Annotated in this window: 8 protein-coding genes; 2 read left to right on the top strand and 6 right to left on the bottom strand. The window is 36.5% G+C overall.

The features are described 5' to 3' along the window. The 6 genes from HAW63_03090 to radA form a co-directional block, all read right to left on the bottom strand. Window positions 1–547: hypothetical protein (locus HAW63_03090; GenBank protein ID MBE8162953.1), on the bottom strand; the 547-nt coding region annotated here is incomplete at its 3' end. An 87-nt stretch (window positions 548–634) separates the two neighbouring features. Further along, window positions 635–1654, bottom strand: a complete 1020-nt coding sequence (gene tsaD / locus HAW63_03085) for a tRNA (adenosine(37)-N6)-threonylcarbamoyltransferase complex transferase subunit TsaD (GenBank protein MBE8162952.1) — start codon at window positions 1652–1654, stop codon at window positions 635–637. Between the two features lie 2 nt (window positions 1655–1656). Beyond that, entirely contained in the window at window positions 1657–2334 is a 678-nt protein-coding gene (locus tag HAW63_03080; protein MBE8162951.1) for a hypothetical protein, read from the bottom strand. Next, complete coding sequence (locus tag HAW63_03075; GenBank protein MBE8162950.1) at window positions 2335–2646, bottom strand: DUF4398 domain-containing protein; 312 nt, start codon at window positions 2644–2646, stop codon at window positions 2335–2337. Between the two features lie 10 nt (window positions 2647–2656). Further along, window positions 2657–3142 carry an OmpA family protein gene (locus HAW63_03070; GenBank protein ID MBE8162949.1) on the bottom strand — a complete coding sequence of 162 codons (486 nt, stop codon included), beginning with the start codon at window positions 3140–3142 and terminating at the stop codon, window positions 2657–2659. A gap of 58 nt (window positions 3143–3200) precedes the next feature. Then, window positions 3201–4577: a DNA repair protein RadA gene (gene radA / locus HAW63_03065; protein ID MBE8162948.1), complete on the bottom strand. Its 1377-nt coding sequence runs from the start codon at window positions 4575–4577 to the stop codon at window positions 3201–3203. Window positions 4578–4647: 70 nt separating this feature from the next. Here radA and HAW63_03060 point away from each other — a divergent pair, with 70 nt between their 5' ends. Beyond that, on the top strand, window positions 4648–6237 hold the full coding sequence (locus HAW63_03060; GenBank protein ID MBE8162947.1) for a peptide ABC transporter substrate-binding protein: 1590 nt from the start codon (window positions 4648–4650) through the stop codon (window positions 6235–6237). 162 nt (window positions 6238–6399) lie between these two features. Beyond that, the coding region (locus HAW63_03055; protein ID MBE8162946.1) for an ABC transporter permease at window positions 6400–7329 on the top strand (930 nt) is incomplete at its 3' end.

The following is a 7329-nucleotide window of genomic DNA, read 5'->3' as shown; positions in this document are numbered from 1 at the left end:
TGTGAGGTGTTGGTGTTTTTTCTACCAAAACTTGTTCTGCCAAAATTTGTTCTGCCGATGCCTTTGCCACATTGACTGTTGGCATTTCTGCTGCAGCTATTTTTTGGGGAAATTCTATTACATTGGCTTCTTCTGACATGTCCACAGCACTAACTTCTTCTGACATGTCCACAGCACTAACTTCTTTTGACATGTCCACAGCACTAACTTCTTTTGACATGTCCACAGCACTAACTTCTTTTGGAAGTTTTATTGCGTCAATCGCCGCCTCTTGCTCTTCAGTAGTAGAATTTTCAATAGACTCTGCATTAATGATAGCAATAGATTCCACGCTGGACTTTTCCGCAGGTTGCGAATCGGCGCTGTCTACAGGCTCTACAAGTTTTACAGGTTCTACAAGCTCCGCAAGCTCTGCAAGCTCCGCAGGCTCTACAGGTTTTGCAAGCTCCGCAGACTTTGTTGAGTTTGCATCAATATTTGTTAGCTCTTGTATAATTAAACTTTCTAAATCTATTTCTGCAGAATTAAATTTTGTTTTTTCGCTCATATATAAAGAGTCGGAAGACTAACAAAAAGTATTGATACACTTTTATATTTTTGTAAAAAAAAACTGTTTTATACTGATACAGCCTTTTTAAGTAGAGGTAGGACTAAGGTATTGATTAGAAAACAAACCCTCTTTCATATGCAGGTATCCAGCAAAAGCTATCATGGCGGCGTTATCTGTACAGTACTTAAGTGAGGGGATAGAAAGGTGTAGGTTTTTATTTTTGCACCACTGTTTTATCTCTTGTCTTAGTAAAGAGTTTGCACTAACACCTCCACTAACCACAATATGGGTTAATTGTGTTTCTTCTTGAGCTTGCTGTAGTTTTTTAATCAAAGTGTCTACCACAGCCCTCTGGTAAGAGGCGGCTAAGTGGGCTTTGTTTTTTAAAAGATCTTTTTTGCTAAGTCCAGAAACTAATCGTGAGCCAGCGGCCTTGAGGCCAGAAAAACTTAAGTTTGCATTTTTTTCTTTCGACAAAGGTCTAGGAAAATTAAAATAAGAAGAGTCTGCATGGGTTGCTAATTTATCTAGCTCTGCCCCTCCAGGAAAAGTTAATCCTAATAATTGCGCAAATTTATCTAAAGCTTCGCCGGCGGCATCATCTAAAGTTTTTCCTATTAAACAATAATCACTAAGACTTTTTACAGAATAAATATGAGTATGTCCTCCACTAACTATTAAGGCTAAAAAAGGAAAGGTTAATTTATTATGGGCAGGGGTGCTGGTGTCTTGCAAAAAAGGAGCTACCATATGTCCTTCAAGATGATTGACTCCCAAAAAAGGAATGTTTTGCGCAAGGGCTAAAGTTTTTGCAGTAGTTGTGCCCACCATTAAGGAGCCCACCAGTCCGGGTTTAGAGGTCACTGCAATGGCATCAATATCTGCAAAGGAGTAATTGGTTTCTTTAAAACAAAGTTCCACTAGTGATAATAAGTCTTTTGTATGTGTTCGAGAGGCAATTTCGGGAACAACTCCTTTAAAAATTTGATGCTCTTTAATTTGATTTGTCGAAAACAGGCTTTCGACTTTATAACTAGAGTTTACAATAGCCACCGAGCTATCATCACAACTGCTTTCTATTCCTAAAATTTTTTTTAAATGCACTGCTAAATTTTTTGCGCTTTTTTAGAAGATAGTTTTTTTTGTTTAGCTTTAACTTTTTTTGCTATCTTCGATTTAGCATAGCGACCACTAGGGTCTAAAATTTCATTATAAAAGGATTTGGCTTCTTCCTTGAAACCAAGTTTTTCTAAAGATAAGGCGATATTATAAGTAGCAAGAGCGTAGTTTTTTCCTCTTGGATTTAATTTTCTGTACTTTTCATAGCTTTCAATAGCAAGTTCCCATTGCTTTTTTCTAAAGGATTTTTGGGCTTGCGCAAAGTTACCCAGTTTTTGGCGTTTCTTTTTTTTTGTAATTATTTGTTTAGCAACCTTGCTAATATTGCTTGCGGAACTTTTGCTAGACGATTTTTTTAATTTTTTTTTTCTTAAATCCAAAACCACTAGTTCAAGACTGTCTATCTTTTCTTTTAGTTGCTCTGATTTCATAGCTAATTGAGCAATTTCATTTTTCATATCGGCTATTAAAGTATTATTGTATGCAGGCTTATTTGCTGTAGTGGTTTTAGAACTTTGTGTTGTGGCCGAAGGGGAGGGCGCAAAGGTAGTATTTTTGTTATTTTGAAAAGTGGTTTGTCCCTGCTTTTTCCTTTTTAAATTATAACGCGTTTGTATGGCGCAAGATGAGGATAGCATTACTAATACAAGAAAGTAGAACTTCATTTACCACTCCTTTTGGGTATCGTTAACTTTGGTACGACTTTTAAACTCTGCTTTTTCCGCATAGGTTCTAGCAAGCTGTAAATATTTTTGTGCGGATACATTTTCTCTTTGCTTTAACAACGCAGTGGCTTGTTCATAATACTGCATAGACCGATTAAACAAATTAGTAGCTTTTTTAGCAGCGCCAGCTTTATTCATATATTCAATAGCAATTTTAGTTGCAGCTATGTCTGTGTGAGGTGTTGGGTGCACACAAGAGCTAAGACTACCTAGCAGGGTGATTAGCCAAATCGTTTTTGTGTCAAACAGCATAACAGTTATACTATTTTTTTATTGGAACAAAATTAGCTCGTCGGTTTCGGCTGTCCGCGGCGCTAGAGTGACCATCAACTAGCAATTTTTCTTTTCCGTAGCTAAGTATATCTAAGTTTTTTTTCGGTACACCTAAGTTGATTAAATAAGTTTGAACACTTTTTGCTCGTCTTTCTCCCAAAGATAAATTGTATTCCACAGAACCTTTTGCATCACAGTGCCCTTCGATTTGAAATTTAAAACGAGAATTATTATTTAGCCACGATTTATTTTGTTTTAAAAGTTCTTTAGCACGCGCATTAAGGGACGAGCTGTCAAAATCAAAAGGCACGGTATGTAAGCCTTTAAACTTTCGAGAGTCACTGCCGTGAGCAGAAAAATTTACTGCGCTAGATTGTATGTTAGAAGATCCATCTACAGTATCTTCGCCCAATGAAGATTTATGGCTACAAGATAAAGAAATGGCAAAAAGTGCAGATAAAATAAGTTTAAACATACAAGCTCCTATAGTAATGGTTAAATAATGGTACTTTAATTGTGGTAACTTAGCCTCATTAAGTCAATAGAGAAAAGTTTTTTAAATCTTTAACATGTTTTACCCAAAAAAACTTTGCCGTTTTGTCCATGCCTTTTAAGTGTTTTTTGTTGTTAAAGGGAGCCATTATTTTTGTGAAACCTAGTTTTATAGCTTCTTTAGTTCGGTCTTCTGCAAAAGTACAAGCTCGAATTTCTCCCGTTAAGCCCACCTCTCCAAAAAAGCAAAGGTCGTGAGGCACGCTAATGTTGTTTTGACTAGAAATTAATGCAGCGATAATAGACAGGTCCGCGGCGGTTTCTTGTAACTTTAAGCCACCCACCACATTAATAAATACATCCGATTTATTTAATTTAAGATTTAAATATTTGTCTAAAACAGCGATTAAAATATGAACACGATTGGCATCCACTCCCGAGGAGGTTCTTCTAGGCATGGGTAAGTGGCTAGGGGTGGTAAGGGCTTGCACTTCGCACAGCAAGGGCCGGCTACCTTCTATGGCAGAAAACACCACAGAGCCCACAATATTTTTTTGTCGTTCTGATAAAAAAATCTCTGAAGGATTATGCACCTCACTTAAGCCGCTAGAAAGCATTTGAAACACTCCCAATTCGTTACTAGGGCCAAAGCGATTTTTTAAACTGCGAAGTAATCGAAATTGATTTTGTTGATCGCCTTCAAAAGATAAAACACTATCTACCATATGTTCTAAAACTTTGGGGCCAGCAAGGCCTCCGTCTTTGGTCACATGTCCAATTAGTATAACGCTAATGTTTTTGTTTTTTGCTAAGCGCATTAATTTTGCAGAACACTCTCTAACTTGACCAACAGAGCCAGGGGCAGAGTTTAGGTCGGGTAAGTAAATGCTTTGAATAGAGTCGATTACCAAAACCTTCATTTTGTGTTTTTTTACTAACTCTAATATAAGTTGAAGGTTGCTTTCGGCAGCAATTTGAATTTTTTTATTAGTGACGGCTAATCTAGAAGCGCGAAGGCCAATTTGTTCCGCGCTTTCTTCTCCAGAAATATAAAGGCTGTCTGCGCTAATGGTATTAAGCATTTGTAAAAGCAAAGTGCTTTTTCCTACCCCAGGGTCTCCTCCCAATAAAGTGTAAGAACCACTAACTAACCCTCCCCCTAAAACGCGATCTAATTCTTTGATGTTGGTTTGTATGCGTTCTTTTTTTTCTGGAGTTTTTAAATTTTCCAGCGTTTTTGCTTGGCTAATGTTGTTGTCATCTATCCAAGCTTTTGTTTTGCTTTCTTTTAAAACTTCGTTAGAAACAATTTCTTCAACCAAGGTATTCCACTCTTTGCAGACAAAGCATTGGCCTTGCCAGCGAGGGCTATGAGATCCGCAAGATTGACAAATGTACAGTGTTTTAATTTTTGCCATACCCTTTTATTACTAGACTTTTGACTAAAAAGTAAGGTATTTTAAAAAAGAAAATATTTTAGGAGTGTTTATGTTGCGGTTATTATTAGCGGTGCTATGTTTTTCCACAGTTTTGTTGTCGTGTTCAAAAAATAAAACGAAACTACCTCATGGTTTAAATAAGCTTAATACGCTAACCATAAATTTATCCACCGAGCCACCCAGTTTAGATTGGAACAAGGCTACCGACAGAACTTCTTTTATAGTTATTAATAATATTATGGAAGGTTTAGCCACTTATGATTATAAAGATCCTAAACTAAAGGTTATCCCTGCGCTAGCCGCCAGTTGGAAATCTTTTAATCAATCGCAAAAGTGGGTTTTTACTTTAAAAAAAAATGTTGTATGGTCTGACGGCAAGCCTTTAACAGCGCAACATTTTGTAGATGGTTGGAAAAGGCTTTTGTCACCAAAAACCGCCTCCGAATATGCGTACTTTTTGTATCCTATAAAAAATGCACAATTATTTAATCAAGGAAAGCTTAAAGACTTTTCTAAAGTGGGAGTGTCGGTAAATAAAAAAGGGCAGTTAGTGGTAATTTTAGAAGGCCCTAAAAGTTATTTTCCTTCTTTAATGACTCATGGGTCTACTTACCCTGTGCGTATGGATATTATAAATAAATATAAAGACAGATGGACCGAGCCAAAAAACATTGTCACCTTAGGGGCTTATACCTTAAACCAGTGGGAACATGACAAGCTAATTGTATTTAAAAAAAATCCAAACTATTACGGAGTTCCAGCAGTTATACCCAATGTGCTTGCGTATATGGTTTCAGAAATGTCCACAGCGGTGAACCTTTTTGATTCTAAATTATTAGACATACAGGCGGGGCTTCCTTCTACCGAGCTAAGTAGCTTAAAAAAGCGCAAAGAGTATCGTCAGTTTAGTATTTTATCCACTTACTACTACGGGTTTAATACAAAAAAAGAACCTTTTAATAAACCACTAGTTCGCCAAGCGTTTTCTTTAGCGGTTAATCAAAAAGAAATTACTAAGTTATTAAGCGGAGGCGAAAAGCCGTTGTACTCTTGGATTCCTTCACCCATGTTTGGGCACAACCCTTCTATAGGTTTGCGCTTTGATGTAAAAAAAGCCCGCAAGCTTTTAGACAAAGCGGGGTTTAAAGACCGAAGTAAATTTCCAAAAATAGCGCTTTCTTTTAACACTAATGAAAATCACCAAAGGATTGCAGAAAATATACAGGCGCAACTTAAAAAGAATTTGGGAGTTTTTTTAGAATTAAAAAATGAAGAGTGGAAAGTGTATTTAAACCGTTTAAAAACAGACACGCCACATATGTTTCGTTTAGGTTGGTTGTCTGATTACCCAGACCCTGATGATTATATGAGCTTAATGTTATCTTACTCGGACAACAATCACACTTATTGGAAAAATAAAAAGTACGATAACTTAGTTTTAAAAGCCAGTCGTGTTCAAAACAAAAAACAACGATTAAGATTATACAATCAAGCACAAAAACTATTAATCGAAACAGACACTCCCGTTTTACCCATTTATTCTGGAGTCAGCTATATGTTAATTTCGCCTCGAATTGATTACTATCCGTTTAATAGTATGAACAGAGCCGTCTTTAAAGATGTGCGTTTTAAAAAATAAGGCCTATAGGTGCAAGTATTAAATTTTTTTAAAGATTACTTGGCCTATATTGTAGCAGGCTTGTTGGGGTGTTCTTTAGTTTTAAATTTTTTAAACTACGGCATTCCTACTTATGTGGTTTATATTAATGCAGCCATGGTGTTGTGGTTACTAATTAAGCACATGGTTGATAAACAATTATTTAAGTATTGTTTTTACCGCTTTTTAGAAGCGGCCTTGTCTTTATTTGCTGTGGCCAGCATTACTTTTATATTACTACGCATTTTACCAGGAGGGCCTTTTGATCAAGAAAAGGCTTTACCTCCCGAAATTAAAGCCAACATTGAGGCCAAGTATCATTTAAACGAACCTTTGTTAATTCAGTACGGTTTATATTTAAAAGGTTTGTTGCAAGGCGATTTAGGGGAGTCGTATAAGTATTTAGGTAGGCCAGTGACAGACATTTTAACTTCCACAGCGCCCATTTCTTTTCAGTTAGGTTTGTACGCCTTAGTGGTAGCTTTTGCGTTAGGTATTCCTGCAGGTTTGTTTGCGGCAGCAAAACACAATCAATGGTGGGATAGATTTTTTATGTTTTTATCCGTTAGTGGAGTGTCTTTGCCTAGCTTTTTTGTAGCCCCGTTATTAATTTATATTTTTTGTTTTTATTTTCAGTGGCTGCCTCCGGCTTTTTGGGAGGGAACAAGCTATTACATTTTACCCTCTATTGTTTTAGGGGTACGGCCTGCCGCAGTGATTGCTCGCTTAATGCGCTCTAGTGTTTTAGATGTTATCCAATCCGATTACATTAGAACGGCTAAGGCTAAGGGCTTAAGACCCAGCATTGTACTGTTTAAACATGTTTTAAAAAATTCGGTAATTTCTGTTTTAACTTTTTCAGGGCCTTTGATTGCAGGAATTTTATCAGGTTCTTTTATTGTAGAACTAATTTTTGCCATTCCAGGAATGGGAAGACATTTAATACAAAGTGTAAGTAACCGCGACTATCCCTTAATTTTAGGAATGACTTTATTTTTTTCGGCTTTATTAATTGTAGCTAATTTGATTGTCGATTTATTGTATTCTTATTTTGATCCAAGAATGAAATTGTCT

Source organism: Pseudobdellovibrionaceae bacterium (assembly GCA_015163855.1).
Taxonomy (GTDB): domain Bacteria; phylum Bdellovibrionota; class Bdellovibrionia; order Bdellovibrionales; family UBA1609; genus JAAOIH01.
This window is presented reverse-complemented; position numbering and strand designations above follow the sequence as displayed.

Coding starts and splice junctions, on each gene's coding strand:
- HAW63_03075 (MBE8162950.1), bottom strand. CDS start 2,646: ATGCTGTTTGACACAAAAACGATTTGGCTAATCACCCTGCTAGGTAGT.
- HAW63_03070 (MBE8162949.1), bottom strand. CDS start 3,142: ATGTTTAAACTTATTTTATCTGCACTTTTTGCCATTTCTTTATCTTGT.
- HAW63_03060 (MBE8162947.1), top strand. CDS start 4,648: ATGTTGCGGTTATTATTAGCGGTGCTATGTTTTTCCACAGTTTTGTTG.
- HAW63_03080 (MBE8162951.1), bottom strand. CDS start 2,334: ATGAAGTTCTACTTTCTTGTATTAGTAATGCTATCCTCATCTTGCGCC.
- radA (MBE8162948.1), bottom strand. CDS start 4,577: ATGGCAAAAATTAAAACACTGTACATTTGTCAATCTTGCGGATCTCAT.